The organism is Flavobacterium sp. ARAG 55.4, assembly GCF_051846875.1.
Lineage (GTDB): Bacteria > Bacteroidota > Bacteroidia > Flavobacteriales > Flavobacteriaceae > Flavobacterium > Flavobacterium plantiphilum.
Genome location: NZ_JBPYCT010000004.1, coordinates 208,003 through 225,535, shown reverse-complemented (window position 1 = coordinate 225,535; position 17,533 = coordinate 208,003). Strand labels below are relative to the sequence as shown.

The following is a 17,533-nucleotide window of genomic DNA, read 5'->3' as shown; positions in this document are numbered from 1 at the left end:
ATTTGTTTTTTTATTAGAACTGAACATTTAATCCTAATGTAAATCCTCTGTTGGAATAAGTAGTTCTTGTATCAAGATCTACCCATTTCACTTTGGAGAAAATCATCCCTGGATTGGAAGCTTGCGCATAGATTCTTAATCTTGATAATCCAATTTTTTGCACAAAATCTGTTTCGAAGTTATATCCTAAAGATATGTTTCTAATTTTTAAGAAAGAACCATTTTTGTAACCTAGAATAGGATTGTATAAATCACCTGTTCCTGCGGAAAAAATCGGTTTTTGGTATTCAGCATCAGTATTGTCATCTGTGTAGTAGTCCAGTTGTCTTTGGCTGGTTTTACCACTTAGGTTTTCGCCTCCGGCATTGTACAGATAACCAAAGCGCCCAATAACAAAAATAGATAATTCTATATTTTTGTAAGTGAAAGTATTAGTTAGTCCTGTGATATATTTTGGTTCGGTACTTCCTATAATTACACGATCGTTGTTAGCATCAATTTTGTAATCACCGTTTTGATCTACCGGTCTGGCGTTACCAAATGTGAAAACTGTGGAGCCTGCAGCTGCATTAAATTTAGCCATTTCTTCTGCATCTTCCGGTCTCCAAATTCCGTTAGATTCAAAGCCGTATATGATTCCTGGTGAATATCCAATAAATCTATTGTTTAAAAGGTCATCTTGTTTTCCATTTTGTAATTCAACGATTCTACTTTTTTGATAAGAGGCACTTAGGCTGGAGCTCCATTCAAAATCGGTTGTTTTGACATTAATTGTGTTTAAAGTAAGTTCAACACCACTTCCTTCTGTTTTCCCAATATTTGCCAGTGTCTTATCGTAACCACCAACTGTTGGGATACTTCGGGATAATAATAAATCATTCGTTTTAGAAGTATAATATTCTAAACTTCCTGAAATCCTGTTGTTGAACACACCGAAATCAATACCGTAATTGTATTGTGTTGTTTTTTCCCAGCCTAATTCAACGTTTCCTAATTTTAAATTGGTTAAAACCCCAGATGATGTTGAGTAAAGTACCTGACTTAATGGTGGTTGTGTTTCATAAGCTGGTACAGCAGCATTACCAGTTACTCCATATCCGGCTCTTAGCTTGAGTGAATTAAGCCATGAAATATTTTGTAAAAATTCTTCTTTGTCTATACGCCAGGCTAAAGAGGCACTGGTAAATTGATCTCTTCGGTTTAATTTTGATAGTTGCGAAGCTGAGTCATAACGTAATGAAGCTGTTAATAGATATTTATCATCGTAGCCATAGGTAATTCTTCCCATATAAGAAAATAACCCAGATTCGATAATGTTCGAAGCATAACCGTTTAAAGTTACATTCGCTGTAGTTAAAGCATTCCATTTGTTTTCTACATTTTGAATGTTTTGTGCAGACATAGAGCTCTCTTCATTAGAGTATTGTGTCTGGCTTTGTAATAAGGTTACGCCAAAATCATGTTTACCAATTGTTTTGTTGTATAAAATTAAATTGTCTAAGGTGTAAGAAATTGTTTGATTTTTTGACAATGAAGCAAAACTGGTTCCGGAGCGAGCAGAGGATAATCCATTTAAAAACACTCCGTTTCTGTAGGTAGTAATGTCAGGTCCAAAATTGACACGGTATTTTAAACCGTCTAAAGCTTTTGAAAATGCACCAAAATCTAGTTGAGCATAAAAACTACCAAAAGCACGTAAGGTTACACGTTGATCCTGAGAGTATTTGTATTCTTCAAAAACATTCCTAATGGTAGAATCTCCTCCGGGATTTTGTATTCTGTTACCATCGGCATCAAGAGGAACTGCGTAAGGTAGATTTTGTCTGGCAGTAAGGTAAATTCCGTCAGAAGATGCTACTGCTGATCGACCGACATTAGATAATCCATATTCATTTATTCCATAACTAGTGTTAAGATTGGCTCCCATCGAGAACCAGCTAGTTGGAGTAATGTCAATATTTGCAATCCCGTTATAACGTTTGAAGCTTTGTCCTTTTAGGGTTCCTGTATTGTCCAGATAACCAAATGAACCATAGGCCTTCATTTTTTCTGTACCTCCACTAACGCTTATAGTATGTTGTTGGGTAACTCCGGTTTGAGTGACAAATTTAGTCCAGTCAGTAGTGCTTACTTTTGAACCGTCCCAAGTTCCTCCAGCCCATCCTTTTTCAATATTTGCCCAGGCAGCAGGATCGGCTGTTGCTAAAAATATATCTCTGTCATTGGCAATAGTTGGTGCATTTCCAGGTGCGAAAGCCCCAGGATTAGAATAATATCTTGCCCAACGACGTAGCTCGATGTATTCCCCGGCATTCATCAATGGAGCGAATTCATGAATTTTCTCAGTAATAACTGCGGTATCGTAATTTAGAGTGAATTTTCCGTTTTTTCCTTTCTTGGTAGTAACAATAACCACTCCGTTAGCTCCACGTGATCCGTAAATAGCGGTTGCTGAGGCATCTTTTAACACGTCAATGGATTCAATATCGCTTGGATTGATAAAATCGATACCACCACCTACTTGTGTAACGTTGCCATCTGAATCAGTATTGGCTCTTGAATTCAAGGGGATTCCATCTACGACATACAGAGGAGAGTTAAATGCAGCAATAGAACGTGATCCACGAATGTTGATGCTTCCAACAGTTCCCGGGCGTTCGTTTGAACCAATGTCAACCCCTGCGGCTTTACCTTGCATGGCCTGAACAGCATTTTGTACCGGTCTTGAGGCGATTTCTTCGGCTCCAACACTAACAATAGATCCTGTTAAATCTTTTTTCTTTCTGGTTCCGTAACCTACTACCACTACTTCTTCCAGATTATTACCTTCTTCTTCCAGATTGAAGTTAATGCTCTTTTGGGTTCCCACTTTAACTTCTTTTGTTTTCATTCCAATGAAAGAAACGACTAAAATGTCTTCTGGGTTTGCTTTGATGGCAAATTTACCATCAAAATCTGTCTGTACCCCTGTGGAGGTGTTTTTAATCAATACATTGGCTCCCGGTATTGGCATGCCTGTATTGTCTTTAATGGTTCCTGTAATAGTATTGGTTTGAGAAAAAGCACACAAATTGGTTAGAAAGATGCTTAATAAAACCAGATACTTTAAGAATGGATGTTTCATAAAAAATAATTTTGGTTTGTTAATAGGTTTGTGAAGTAATAATATGATAATAATAAATTATTATTTTTTGAAAGTACAAAAAAATAATCATAAATTATTAGCAATACGAAAATAAAATTAACTTTTATTTAACGTGTCCTGTATTCTCCTGTTTTTGCCTAAAAATTGGAAAATTTTTATACTAAGGAAAAATGAAGTTTGTTTTTTATTGTGATAAATCTTATTTTTTAGACCAATAGATGATGGTTTCCTTTATTATCGATTAAATAAATTGATTGACGAAGAAAAATTATTATGAAATCTTAGAGCTAATACAGAACACCTAGACAGTGCAGGATACTGATTTATTTGAAAAAAACTACTTTAGGCGATTATTTTAAAAAAGTATAACGATTGTTATGGTTCAGATAAAAAAGTTATTTCTTCTGTTTTTTGTGGCAGGTATTTTTAATATTTCTTGTTCGGCATCAGCATTAGCGGGATTGGCTTCCAAAGAAAAAGTGGAACAAACATCAGAAACGGTAGAAAAAAAAGTGTTTTACTTTGGTAAAAAAGTAAAAAAATCAAAGGAAGTAATTGTTGTTAATCAATCTGTAAGTTATGATGCTGGATCAGGTTACGGCTTTGATTTTAATACTGCTGAAAAAGTAAAATTAAATTCAGATTCTTTTACTATTGATGCACCAACTTATTTTTCAGTACAATTACCGGAGGGAAACTATCAGGTTGCAGTAACTTATGGGAGTGTTTCACAGAATACAAACACAACTATTAAAGCAGAATCAAGAAGATTGATGCTCGATCAGCACCAGCTTAAAAAAGGAGAAACTACTACAAAAATTTTTAATGTAAATGTCAGAACTCCTAAAATTAACAAGATATCTGAGATAAAACTCAAAGACCGTGATTTGGGTCAATTGAATTGGGATGAGAAACTAACTTTGGAATTTCTGGGAACTGTTGAAATAAAGAGTATTTCTATTGCTCCGATAGCAGATGTAACCACTGTTTATTTAGCGGGTGATTCTACTGTGACCGATCAGGATTTAGAGCCTTGGGCTTCCTGGGGACAGTATATTACTAATTATTTTGATAAAAATATTGTAGTTTCTAATTATGCTGCATCAGGATTAACATTACGCTCGTTTAAGGCCAGTTTGCGATTAGAGAAAGTTTTATCAGTTATCAAACCGGGGGATTACCTAATTGTAGAATTTGCTCATAACGACGAAAAAGAAAAAGGAGCAGGTATTGGTCCCTGGGATTCGTATTCTGCTTCTTTAAGAGAGTACGTTAATGCAGCGAGAGACAAAGGTGCAAATCCTATCCTGATTACTCCTGTGCAACGTCGTGCTTTTAATACCGATGGAACTTTAAAGCCTACACATGGTGATTATCCGGATGCGATGCGTAAAGTAGCGCAGGAAATGAATGTTCCGTTAGTTGATATTACAAAATTAACAACTACCTTATACGAAAGCTGGGGTGATGAGCCATCCCGAAAAGGCTTTGTACAATATCCCGCTAATACTTTTCCGGGTCAAAAAGAGAAATTAGAGGACAATACCCATTTTAATTCTTTTGGAGCCAATGAAATTGCACTTTGTGTGATTAAGGGACTTCGTGATTTGAATAGTCCGTTGGCAAACCATATTCTAAAAGAAGTATCTCAATACAATCCAAATTATCCAAATACTTTCGCTAATTGGACATTACCAATGAGTTCGCGTTTTGAAACGATAAAACCTGATGGAAATTAATTATAACTAAAAAAATATGTTTTTTAAAAAATCATTACAAACTACGATTGCGTTGTTCCTGCCTTTTTTATGTGTGATCAATGCAAATGCACAACAAACTACTAAAGTTTTTCTTTCTGGAACTGACTTTGAACATCCTGTTCAATGGGATTTTATGTGTACTGACGGAGCTAATAGTAAACAATGGTCGAAAATAAATGTGCCTTCCAACTGGGAATTACAAGGTTTTGGGGAGTATACTTATGGACGTTGGTACAAAGAATTGAATCAAAAAGAACCTAGTAAAGAAGAAGGTTTCTACAAACACGAATTTAAGATAGATGCTGCCGATAAAGGCAAAACAATTTATATCGTTTTTGGCGCAGCTATGACGGATACGGAAGTTAAAATAAACGGAAAATCGGCAGGGGCGATTCATCAGGGTGGTTTTTATGAGTTCAAATATGATATTTCGTCATTAATCAATTACGGAGGAACAAATGTTCTGGAAGCACATGTTTCCAAGCATTCAGCTAATAATTCTGTTAATGCGGCTGAAAGAAAGGCCGATTGGTGGCTTTTTGGCGGAATTTATCGTCCGGTTTGGCTCGAAATTATGCCAAAAGAGAATATTGCTCATGTAGCGGTAGATGCTAAAATGGACGGAACCTTAAATGCCGAATTGGATTTACAGAATATTGCTCAAAAAAGTACTGTTACGGCTTCGATAACTGCTGATGGAAGTGATAAGGTTTTAGGTAGTTTTTCTTTTGATGTTAATGCTAAAGAGACTAAAAAAGCCATTAGTATGAAGTTTTCAAACATCAAAGCATGGAGTCCAGAAACGCCTAATTTGTATCATCTGAAATTAGAGTTGAAACAAAAAGGAAAACCGATTCATGAGATTACAGAACGTATTGGTTTTAGAACTTTAGAATTTATCAAAAAAGACGGTATTTATGTCAATGGTAAAAAGATTATCATGAAAGGAATTAACCGTCATGAGATTTGGCCGGAATCCGGAAGAAGTACCAGCAAACGTCTAAGTATTATGGATGTGAATTTGCTAAAAGATATGAATATGAATGCTGTTCGCGGGCATTATCCGGCTGATAGTCATTTTTTACAAGTTTGTGATTCCTTAGGTATTTTTGTCTTGGATGAATTAGCGGGTTGGCAAAATTCATATGATACAGAGACTGGAAGTAAGTTAGTAAAAGAAATGGTAACTCGTGATGTAAATCATGCTTCGGTGATTATCTGGGATAACGGAAACGAAGGCGGATGGAATTATAAAACAGATAGTATTTTTAGAGATTTAGATCCGCAAAAACGCATTGTCATTCACCCTTGGTCTGACTTTGACGGCTGGGATGTGCATCATTATCCTGCGTATCAAACAGGGATTCACCGATTTGTAAATGGGGAAAATGTTTTCTTTCCAACAGAGTTTATGCACGCTACTTATGATAATGGAGGAGGAGCAGGACTGGAAGATTTCTGGAAACAATACAAAGAAAGTCCGCTGTTTGCCGGTGGATTTATTTGGGTTTTTTGTGATGAAGCCGTAAAAAGAGTCGATTGGACCGGAAAAGAGCAATTTGATTCCAAAGGTTCTTTAGCAGCTGACGGAGTTTTAGGACCTCACCGTGAAAAAGAAGGAAGCTTTTTTGCCATAAAAGAAATTTGGGCACCTATTCAATTTGCTCCTGTAAGTATTACTTCAAAATTTGATGGTGCATTTTTCATTTCAAATGATTATATCTATAGCAATTTAAATAGTTGTACTCTGGATTACAAAGTGATTAAGGGAGACAAAAATGCTTTTTATGGAAATAATGCCATTTCAGTTTTAGATAAAGGAAAAATTGAAATCCCAAATATTGAACCAGGCGAAACTTCGAAAATAAAAATTCCTGTTGCAGCTAACTTTTTTGAAGGAGACTGGATTGAAATTACCGCTCATGATCAGCATGGAAGAGAAATTTATACCTGGTCGTGGCCGATTCATAAAGGAGATTATTTTGCAGAGAAATTTTTATTGAAAAAAGAAATTAAAGCTAAAGTATCTATAAAAGACGAAGCAGCTTCAGTTTCTTTAATCAGTAAAGAAGTTCAGGTTTCTTTCGACAAAAAAACAGGAAAAATTATCTCGGTTTCAAATAAAAACGGAATCGTGCCTTTGACTAACGGGCCTACACCAATTGGTATGAAAGCTGAAGTAAAAAATATGCAAACTACTACCGAAAAGGATGCTGTTGTTTGTGTGGTGAATTATACAGGAGGTATAAAAAGTATCAAATGGACCATGACTGCTGACGGGCGCTTAAAAATGGAAATGCTGGCGCTAAAAGATGCCGGAGCCAATAATGGTTTTGATGGTGCTTTTGTTCAGGATAAAGTAGATGCTTTTGGTATTACTTTTGATTTCCCTGAAGAAGGAGTGGAAAGTATAAAGTGGCTGGGGAATGGTCCTTATCATGTTTGGAAAAACAGAATCAAAGGAACCACAACCGGGATTTGGGAAAAAGAATACAATCAAACCGTTCCAGGAGAGAGTTTTGAGAATATGATTTTACCGGAATTTAAAGGCTATCATGCCAACATGTATGCAGCTTCTTTGAAAGCGAAAGGCAATAATAGTTTCAAAATGTTTTCGACTTCCGAAAAGGTGTTTTTAAGATTGTTTACTCCGGATTTACCTAAAAATGCTTTTGACGGTGCTCATCCGCAACCGAGATTTCCGGAAGGTAATATTTCATTCATGTATGAAATACCGGCAATGCGTTCTTTCAAACCTATTGAGCATCATGGACCACACAGCCAGCCGGCAAGTATCCGGATTAAAAGTGGTGACGAAGGAATTCAAATGAATATCTGGTTTGATTTTAGAACAGAGAAATAAGAAATTCAATAGCAATGATAATTGCAATATTCAATAATAAATAATGATTGTGAAAATGAAGATTAATAAATTTATACTTTTTGCTTTTTTTGTACTTTTTTTAGTGCAATTTCAGGCAGAAGCGCAACAAAAAATTACTGTTTATACTGTTGGAGATTCAACCGTTAAAAATGGTCGTGGTGACGGGACAGGAGGTCTTTGGGGTTGGGGCGATTACATCGGACAGTTTTTGGACAGTACCAAAATCAGAGTGGAAAACCATGCCTTAGGAGGAACCAGTAGCAGAACCTATCAAAATTTAGGTTTGTGGGATGCCGTCTACAAAAAATTAAAAAAAGGGGATTATGTCCTGATTCAGTGGGGGCATAATGATGATGGTCCTTTGAATGATACAATCAGAGCAAGAGGAACAATTAAAGGAATCTCAGATAAGTCGGAAAAAATTGTGAATATGATTACCAAAAAACCGGAAGTGGTTCATTCTTATGGTTGGTATATTCGTAAAGTAGTAAAAGAAGCCAAAGAAAAGGGAGCAATCCCTGTGGTGATGTCGCCAATTCCTAGAAATACTTGGAAAGACGGGAAATTGCCTCGAAACAATACTTCTTATGGTTTGTGGGCGAAACAAATTGCCGATCAGGAAAAAGTGACCTTTATTGATTTGAATGACAGAATGGCTTCTAAACTGGAGAAATTTGGAGAAGCGAAAGTTACCGGAACGTATTTTTATCAAAAAGATCATACGCATCCTTCAGCCAAAGGAGCAGTGCTGGCCGCTAGTTCAATTATTGAAGGGTTAAAAGCATCTACCAATTCTTTGAAGAATTATATCTTGGAAAATCCAGTAATTAAATTACCTCGAAAAATTAATGTTTTTCTCATTGGTGATTCAACTATGGCTGAAAATAGTAATGAAAATGCAATAGGTTGGGGCATGATGGTTCCCCGTTATTTTGATACAACTCGTGTAAATATTGTTAACAAAGCCAGAGGAGGAAGAAGTAGCCGTACTTTTGATTATGAAGGACTTTGGGATAAAACTAAAAGTGAAATTCAACCGGGAGATTTTGTTATTATTCAATTTGGGCATAACGATGCAGGTAAGATTGACAGCGAAAAGTTCAGAGGTTCCATCCACGGAATTAGCGATGAAACCCGAGTAGTGAATCGTGCCGATAGTATCATGGAAACCGTGCATACTTATGGCTGGTACATGAAAAAATACATTCGTGAAACCAGAGAAAAAGAAGCAACTCCAATTGTGATGAGCTTAACGCCAAGAAACGAATGGCCAAACGGAAAAGTGGAGCAAAGAAAAACAACCTATGTGAAATGGGCTCAGGAAGTAGCTACAGAGGAGAAAGCAGATTATATCGATCTGAGTGATAAAGTAGCACAAAAATATGAAGCTTTAGGACAGGAAGCTGTAAAAGCATTTTTCCCGAAAGACCATACCCATACCGGTAGAGCGGGAGCGAATGCTGTTGCCGAAACTGCTGCTGAAGAACTAAGAAATCTTAAAGGAAGTAAGATTAGAGATTTAGTTTTAAGTAAAAAAGAAATTGATAGTTTGCCTCCGGTTCAGTTGAATAGGTAATCGTTTTAAGAATATTATGAGATACCGTTATTCAAATGGTATCTCATATTTTTTTTGCCCTTTAGGATAGATTGCCAATTGGTCAATAACAATTCCAGTTTGATTGACTTCAATTGTAATGGTATGTTTTCCTGTTTTTTCTATTTTGACCGGTAATGTAAAAATTGCTGCATTACGTAATACATTAGCTTTCCAGACTGCATTTCTGTCGTAGCTGTTGAGTTTAAACGTTTTGCTGGTATTAGCATCGAATGAAATAGTGGCTTCATGGTCGGAATTATTGGCATGCGTTGGTATAAAACGAACTTCCACTTCATACTCTCCCGTTTTATCCGTTTTAAAAGTATAGGTTACCGAAGGTTTTTCTGATTCAAAATATTCTGATTTTAATGGAAACAAAGTAACAGCAGCGTTACTGTATCCTAAACCGTCAATCGCTTTCCAGTTGTAGTTTTTTGCTTGTTTTTGGGTGGTAAATTCATTTGCCTGAATAGCAATAACTTCATTTTCTGGATTTGAGGCTTTGTTTTCGGCCACTTTTGGTACGTTGTTATAATCAATGGGCTGATAAACCGGTAGGTTTCTGGGTGCCATACTCATCATATTATTCCATTTTCCATTGCTTAATTCCGTATTGTAATAAAGAGTCAAAGCTTCGATTTGGCTATAAGCCTCTTTAGATGAATTTAGGTATTTTTCTTTAGTAACCGAATCAGTTGTTTCTAAAGCTAAGTTCCAATATAAGAATTTGCGGTTCATGTAAGCAGCGCTTTTTACAGGATATACGACCAGTTGAAACCAGGCGTCTTTTCGTTCTTCCGGAATGGAAGCTGACAGCTGATTAACTTTTTCCATTAAAGAATCATAAAGCACTATTCTCCTGATGGCCTCATCTGTTGTAAAATCGGAAGGTTTAATTTGGGTAGTAGGTTCGGTTTGGCTCCAGCCCATAAATTCCGGTTTGCGTAACATGGCTAATCGGTAATATTCACTCATTACTGAACTTACTTCATAGGCAACTTTATCGTTAAATTCTCTGGCTGCCCAGTTTTTCAAATGTTGGTGAATTTCGTCTGGTTTTATCGAATTAATATCCCAGGCCAGATCCATGAAAAACTCTAAATCGTATTCGGCAGGTTTGATGTCACCCACGTTTACAATCCACATTTTCTGATCACCATTGGCATAAGCTTTAGACATTTCTTCCCAAATTAATCCGGGTTGCGTGCTGCACAACCACAGATAATCGTGTGGTCTTCCCCAATAGCTTATATGGTAATAAACGCCACCGCCGCCCACTCTTTTTTGTTCTTTTTCATCGCTAAAACGTCTAATGTAACCGTAATTATCATCCGTCCACATCAGTGTTACGTCTTCCGGTATTTTCATTCCTTTGTTGTATTGTTCCAGAACTTCTTTGTACGGAATCATCACCTGTGGAATAGAAGTAATGGGTTTTTTGAAAGTCGCAGCCAGCATTTCACGTTGTGTAGTAATGATTTTTTCAACCATATTTTTGGCGTCTTCGGCATTTTTAGCCCCTTCCATCTGGCTGTCGTGAGCGCCGCGCATGCCCAGAGTCATGATGGTTTCGGCTTTGCTGTCTTTGATTTCATTGAGTCTGTCCTGCCAGTATTGATTAATGGTCGCACTGTTTGTGAAATAATTAAAATCACCCATAGTTTCTTTTTTCCACTCATCCACATTGTTGCGCATCATGGGTTCGGCATGGGAGGTTCCTAAAAGAATATGGTATTTTTGAGCCATTTCTTTATTACCTTCTATTTTAAAAAAGGCTTTAGTAGAAGGATGCATCGCCGGCCAAATTGTATTGGCTTTCAGGCGCAGCAGCAATTGAAATATTTTTTCGTAGGTTTTTGGACCAATATCTCCGGTTTCTTTTTCGAATGTTTTAGCCGCCCAGGGTTGTAACCCCCAGTCTTCATCGTTCAAAAAGATACCGCGAAATTGTACCGAAGGACTTTCAGTAATGCCTTCTTTTGGAAGTTCTAAAGCTAATTTTTCTTTTTTAATATTGTGGACATCTGCCCACCATTTCCAAGGGGAAACCCCAAGTCTTTCAACAACTTCAAAGATACCGTAAACGGTACCACGCACATCGCTGCCTGTAATATATAAATTGTTTTTTTCGTTACTGATAGAGAATTTTTCCCAGGAACCCGTTAGGTCTTTTCTTGACTTTTTGTAATTTTTAAAAAGCGTCTCATCAATTTGACCAATATAAATCCCGCTTTCAGAAGCTGGTTTTTGTGTCGAAATAATTTGTGGTTTCTGACCCGTTATTTCCTGAATGTTGGTAGCCAGTTCGTTTACCGCCCAAAGAATAAGTTCATCTGATTCCGGATCAATGTAAATTGATTTTACTTCGTTTTTATCGGCAATAAGAAAAGAATTTTGATTTTGCTGACTCCAAAAAAGCTGGGTGTTACATACGAATAACAGTAAAAATAAATTTTGGATTTTGTTTCCCATTAAAATAGTTGTTTTGAAGAAATTCTGATGGTTTTTATAGCCGTCTAAAATAAGATAATAAGTTCAGAATAAGAAGTTATTTCGTGTTTTTTAGATGTGCAATCGATTACTATAAACTGGTTTTTTTTCTTTATTTTTGGATTTTGATTCCTTTTGATTTAAAAGGATGAATAATTAATTTATTTAAAGAATGAAGTATATTTTAGTATTGTTTTTTTGCGTTTTTGCCAATAGTAGTTTTGGAAACTCAATAAAGTTAAATTTAGATAAAAAAATAACCGTTGCTCAGGACGGAAGCGGTGATTTCAAAACCGTTCAGGAAGCAATTGATGCTGCAGAAACAGATAAAGGGAGTGTTGAAATTTATATCAAAAATGGAATTTATAAGGAGAAATTGGTAATTCCTTCGTCTAAACCGCAATTAATTTTAGTAGGGGAGGATAAAGAAAAAACCATTATTACCAATGATGATTATTCCGGAAAACCAAATCCGAATTCGAAGCGAAACTTTGGAACTTCCGATTCGTATACCCTTTTAGTTCGCGCCAATGATGTTACGATTGAAAACGTAACTATTGAAAATTCCTGGTGTGACAAAGGACAGGCTGTTTCCTTGTGCGCAAAAGGAGAACGTTTTATAATAAGAAATGCTAATATTTTAGGTTGTCAGGACACTTTATTGACTGACGGAGATGGCTATTATCAATATTATGAAAATTGCTATATTGAGGGAACGACTGATTTTATTTTTGGTCCGGCAGTGGCAGTTTTTGAAAATTGTGTCATCAACAGCAAGAAAGATTCCTATATCACCGCGGCTTCCACACCTGAAAATCTGGGATTTGGTTATGTTTTTATCAATTGTAAATTGATTGCGGATGCGGGTGTGACTAAAGTTTTCTTAGGTCGTCCGTGGCGTCCGTATGCTAAAACGGTATTTATAAAATCGAAATTAGGAGATCATATTTTGCCGGAAGGCTGGAATCCTTGGAAAGACGAACGTTATCCGGATAAGGACAAAACCGCTTTTTATGCTGAATACAAAAACAAAGGAAAGGGCGCAAAAACCAATAAAAGAGTTTCTTGGTCACATCAATTATCAAAGGAAGAAGCGAAAAAATATACTTTGAAAAATATTTTTTCTAAAGATGATTTTTGGAAAGTGATTATAGAAAAATAAAAAAAAGCACCTCAAGTTAGGTTTTAATGATACTTGAGGCGCTTTTTTTGTATTAAAACTTGTAAGTCATATTGACCATAAAATTGGCTAATTTTTGCGGACGGGCATAATAACCATCACTTACCCAATATTGTTCGTCGAGAATATTATTTGCTTTAATACTTATTCTATATTTTGGACGATTATAGAAAATAGTAGCATCAAGAAGGTTGTAAGAGTCCAATGTAAAGGTATTAGCACTGTCCAGAAAAGTGTCAGAAACATAAGAATTTCCTATTCCGAGTCCCAGTCCTTGTGCTTTTCCATTAATAATAACATAACTTGCCCAAAGATTAAGCACATGTTCCGGAGTACCTTGTGCTCTTTTGCCAATTATATTTGCATTTGCTCTTGTAAATTCATTGTCATTATAACCATAACTGGCTACATAATTGAACCCTGAAAAAGGTCGGCCAATAATTTCTACCTCAAGTCCTTTACTTTTTTGTTTTCCGTCCTGTACAAAAAAGTTAATATTGTTACGAAGTTCATTTCGGGTACTATTTGTTACATCAATGTGGTAATAACTAACAGTAGCATTCAATTTGTTTGATAAATCAACTTTAAAACCGCCTTCCCATTGTGCCGCTTGCTGCGGTTTAAAAATAGAAACTTCTCCATTAGGCTGAATTCGGTTTCCTACGTTTTTAAAACCATTTAAGTAATTTCCAAATACAGAGATTTTCTCTTTTAAAATTTGGTAAACCAGTCCAAATTTAGGAGAAACAGCGGTTTGATTGTATTTGCCTGTTGTGGCACGAGTCAGTGAATTTGTTGTCCCATCGCTGATAAAACGATCTACACGTAAACTTCCCATTACTAAAAATTGTTCGGTCAGGTTTAAAACATCTGAAACATAAGCACTGTAAGTTGATTCTTTGGTAATATTTTGTCCTGTGTTTCTTGCAGCTAATATTGCCTGAACATTTTCGAATCGAATAACCGGTGTTGCAGCGAGATTGTCCAAATTTGCAGGTTCAAATACTTTACCTCCGTAGCCCAGTCCGTCATATCTGGTTATTCTGGAAGCGGATAAATAATCAAAACCAGCAACTAATCTGTTTCGTAATTTACCTATTTTAAAATCTCCTGTAAAATTTTGCTGGAAGTTTTTTCGGGTTGTTTTTTCATCCGTAAAAGCTCTTAAAATTCGATCCACTGATGATGGATTTTGCCAGATATAATCAAAAATATAAAGATCGTCATAAGCACCACCGCCGAAGGCATATTTAGATTCTGAAATCCATTGGTCAGAAATTTTATATTCAGCTTCAATTAATACATTGTTCGAACTTTGTTTGCTTACTAATGAATTATCATTAAGCGATTGACGGTAATCCAGATTCATTTCTTTAAAACTGGTCTTTCCTAAGGTTGCTCCTGTAATCCAGCCTCCGGCAACAATTCCTTTCACGTTGAGAAAATCCATATCTAGATTCAGTTTTAAACGATCATTTACCTGATAAGAAATGCTAGGAGCAATAAGTGTTGAGGCGTTGTTTCCCTGATCCTGAAAACTGTTTTCGGTCTGGCGGGATACATTCAGTCGAACTAGTAAACCATCTGCGTTTTGAATTGGAGTATTGATATCAAGCGTCATCCGGTTTAGATTCCAACTTCCGCCTGTATAAATTATTTCGCCTCCAAAACGGTTGTATGGTTTCTTAGTTACGTAATTTACAATACCTCCAAAAGAAGTCATTTGTGCACCAAAAAGAGTAGAGTTTGGTCCTTTGATGGTTTCCACGCGTTCCACATTAGCTAAATCAATACCTGTTCGCAGATAAGTTGCCATTCCGTTACGGAAATTCTCGCTGGTTTGAAAACCTCTGGAGAAAAAAGAGGGCATTCCTGAGCCCGTTTTAGCAGGAGCAGCTCCAGGAACATTTCTAAAAGATTCTTCAAGCGTTAATGCCATTTGTTCTTTAATAAGTTCTTTGTCAACTACACTATAAACTTGTGCGTTTTCCAAATTTTTAAGCGGAAGTCGAGCTACATATTCGCTTTCTTTTTTTGAAGTAATAGAATATTTATTCCCTACTACAACCACTTCTTTTAAAGCTTCACTCGTTTCGCTTAATCTAAAATTAACTTTAGTATTTGTATTGGCTACTATACTTACGGGTTGTTTCTGCTCTTTTAAATCAAGAGAACGAACTAAAATAGTATATTCACCTTCTGGTGCAGAAAATTTAAAGTATCCATTTTCATCAGAAGTGGCGCCTAAATTAGTTCCTTGTAATGCAACGGAAACAAATGGAGCAGGATTGCCGTCAACGGTAGTTAATTTTCCCGAAACCTGTCCTTTTTCGGTATTGTTTTGCAAGTGTATCGTATTGTTTCGTATGCGATAATATACCTGGTGTTTTACAAATAGTTCATTAAGTACTTCTCGCAAAGGTTCATTAAAGTAATTTTTACTAACAAGTCTATTTGTTTTAAAAATGTTCGAAGTATAAGAGAAAGAGCAAGATGCTTGTTCTTCTATTTTTGTAATAACATTAGGGAGGTTTTCATTTTTAAAACTTAAAGTAACTCTCTTGTCTAAAAGTGAATCTTGTGCGAAAATATGCTGCGCATTGAAGCATAATATAAAGAAAAAGGCGATTTTTAATACACGTGTAGAACATGTGTTTATTGTTTTAGATTTCATATTTTTGTAAAAAATGTTTATTTAATTGCTATTGAATGACATTCGCCAGTATGTAGTTTGGACACGGCATACTGGTTTTTTTATTGTTTTTAGGGTTAGGTTTGTTTCATTTCTATTTTTTTAGGATTAATAAATTATAATATCATTTCCTTTTATCTCATATCTAAACTTTAGTACAAAGCTCAAATCGTCTAAAAGATTTCCTATTTCAGGATTTTCAAATTCTCCTTTATAGATTTGATTTTTTAATTGATGTTTTTTAATGTGAATGGTTACACCGTAAATACGTTCTATTTTATTTGCAATTTCTAAAAACGATTCATTAGTAAAATACAGTGTGTTATTCATCCAGCCTTTGTAATACTTGGTGTTTACGGTAGTTTTTACAAGACTATCATCATCTAATACAACTTGTTCGTTAGGTAATATGATAAGGGATTTTGTTTTGTTTTTCTTGTCTTTAAAAGAAACTTTACCTTCGTCTAATGTTAATGTAGTAGGTTCTTTAGTATAAGCCGATAAATTAAATTTTGTTCCTAAAACCGTAGTCTCTGATTTTTTGGTTTGGATTGTAAAAGGACGTAGGCTATCTTTTGCTACTTCAAAATAAGCTTCTCCTTCTAAAAAGATCTTACGATTATTGCTAGCAAATTTTTCAGGAATTTTTAAAGTAGAATTAGCATTCAAATGAACTACTGTACCATCACTTAAAGTGATATTTTTCATTTCTCTTACCAATGTTTTACAAACAAGGATTTTTTCAGGATTATCAGCATTAGAAAAAGATTTCTTGAATATTCCTAAACCAATTAATAGAGCAATACTGGCAGCAATTGCCCAAGGTGTTGTTTTCTGGAATATGTTTGCCTTTTTTTCCGGTTCAGCAACTATTGTTTCTTTAATAGTGCCCCACATTTTTTCTTCCAAAAAATCAGAAGTAGGGATTTCCTCCTCTTCTTCTGTTTGGTTTGTTTCATTTAGCCATTGCTCAATAATTTCTTTTTCCTGCTCGGAGCATTGATGGCTGGCATATTTTTTTAATAATTCAGGGGTAATTTTCATTTGACTAAACCTTGTTCAATAGTATAGTCGAAAAAAAAGGAAGGGAGTCCTAGTGAAGAAATAAAATTGATGAATATTTTTTATAAAAGATGATGCAACAAAGTTATTGCATAAAAAGAAGGGATGTTTTTTCGTATTAGACCCAGTGCTTTGGTAAGATGATTTTTTACTGTTTTAGGCGAAATATTTAGATTATCGGCTATTTCAGTTGTACTCATTTGTTCTTCACGGCTTAATCGATATACTTTTTGACATTGACACGGTAAGTCGCTGACTATAAGTTCGACATCTTGTTCAAGAAACTGGTATAAAGCTTCATTTTGTTGCAGAAATTCTTTGTCAAATTCAGGATGTTCGCATAAATTACATTCGAGGAGATTATTTTCTTTAGCAGATGATTGAATTCTGTAATAGTCGATGACTTTTAATTTGGCAGATTTAATCAAATAATGCTCAATTGAAGATGTAATTACTAATTTATTTCTTCTGTTCCAAAGTGAAATAAAAATGTCTTGAACCATATCTTCAGAGGCTTCTTTATTTGAAGTTTTGCTGTAGCATATAGCATATAATTTTTTCCAAAAGTCTCTGTAAAGACTTTTGAAATCAGAATAATCAGATAAATTATATGTTCTGGCTTTCTCTTTGATAATTGAAGTTTTTATAAATCATTTGGTTGCAAATATAATCAATAAAACATTATTTAGAATTATTAAAAATTACGTTTTTTATTATTATTTT

9 protein-coding genes are annotated in these 17,533 nt (G+C 35.3%); 4 read left to right on the top strand and 5 right to left on the bottom strand.

Translation table 11 applies throughout. The features are described from left to right. Positions 1-13 precede the first annotated feature (13 nt). On the bottom strand, positions 14-3,124 hold the full coding sequence (locus tag ACSV4D_RS06635; protein WP_408081685.1) for a SusC/RagA family TonB-linked outer membrane protein: 3,111 nt from the start codon (positions 3,122-3,124) through the stop codon (positions 14-16). A gap of 398 nt (positions 3,125-3,522) precedes the next feature. Here ACSV4D_RS06635 and ACSV4D_RS06630 point away from each other — a divergent pair, with 398 nt between their 5' ends. Genes ACSV4D_RS06630 through ACSV4D_RS06620 form a run of 3 tightly spaced genes read left to right on the top strand, consistent with a single transcriptional unit; the run spans position 3,523 to position 9,365 of the window. Next, on the top strand, positions 3,523-4,884 hold the full coding sequence (locus tag ACSV4D_RS06630; protein ID WP_408081686.1) for a rhamnogalacturonan acetylesterase: 1,362 nt from the start codon (positions 3,523-3,525) through the stop codon (positions 4,882-4,884). 16 nt (positions 4,885-4,900) lie between these two features. After that, positions 4,901-7,768 carry a glycoside hydrolase family 2 TIM barrel-domain containing protein gene (locus ACSV4D_RS06625; protein ID WP_439227594.1) on the top strand — a complete coding sequence of 956 codons (2,868 nt, stop codon included), beginning with the start codon at positions 4,901-4,903 and terminating at the stop codon, positions 7,766-7,768. Between the two features lie 55 nt (positions 7,769-7,823). After that, entirely contained in the window at positions 7,824-9,365 is a 1,542-nt protein-coding gene (locus tag ACSV4D_RS06620) for a rhamnogalacturonan acetylesterase (RefSeq protein WP_439227593.1), read from the top strand. 27 nt (positions 9,366-9,392) lie between these two features. Here ACSV4D_RS06620 and ACSV4D_RS06615 read toward each other — a convergent pair whose 3' ends face one another. Beyond that, on the bottom strand, positions 9,393-11,858 hold the full coding sequence (locus tag ACSV4D_RS06615; protein ID WP_439227592.1) for a glycosyl hydrolase 115 family protein: 2,466 nt from the start codon (positions 11,856-11,858) through the stop codon (positions 9,393-9,395). Between the two features lie 190 nt (positions 11,859-12,048). Between ACSV4D_RS06615 and ACSV4D_RS06610 the strand changes: the two genes are divergently transcribed. Further along, the gene (locus ACSV4D_RS06610; protein ID WP_439227591.1) at positions 12,049-13,038 is read left to right on the top strand and encodes a pectinesterase family protein; all 990 of its coding nucleotides are present in this window, start codon (positions 12,049-12,051) and stop codon (positions 13,036-13,038) included. Between the two features lie 52 nt (positions 13,039-13,090). Here the strand turns inward: ACSV4D_RS06610 and ACSV4D_RS06605 are convergent, their stop codons facing one another. From ACSV4D_RS06605 to ACSV4D_RS06595, 3 genes are all read right to left on the bottom strand, one after another. Beyond that, the gene (locus ACSV4D_RS06605) at positions 13,091-15,730 is read right to left on the bottom strand and encodes a TonB-dependent siderophore receptor (protein ID WP_439227590.1); all 2,640 of its coding nucleotides are present in this window, start codon (positions 15,728-15,730) and stop codon (positions 13,091-13,093) included. A 126-nt stretch (positions 15,731-15,856) separates the two neighbouring features. Continuing rightward, positions 15,857-16,792, bottom strand: coding sequence for a FecR family protein (locus ACSV4D_RS06600; protein ID WP_439227589.1), 936 nt, complete (start codon positions 16,790-16,792; stop codon positions 15,857-15,859). Positions 16,793-16,872: 80 nt separating this feature from the next. Then, complete coding sequence (locus ACSV4D_RS06595) at positions 16,873-17,442, bottom strand: RNA polymerase sigma-70 factor (RefSeq protein WP_439227691.1); 570 nt, start codon at positions 17,440-17,442, stop codon at positions 16,873-16,875. Positions 17,443-17,533: the final 91 nt, after the last annotated feature.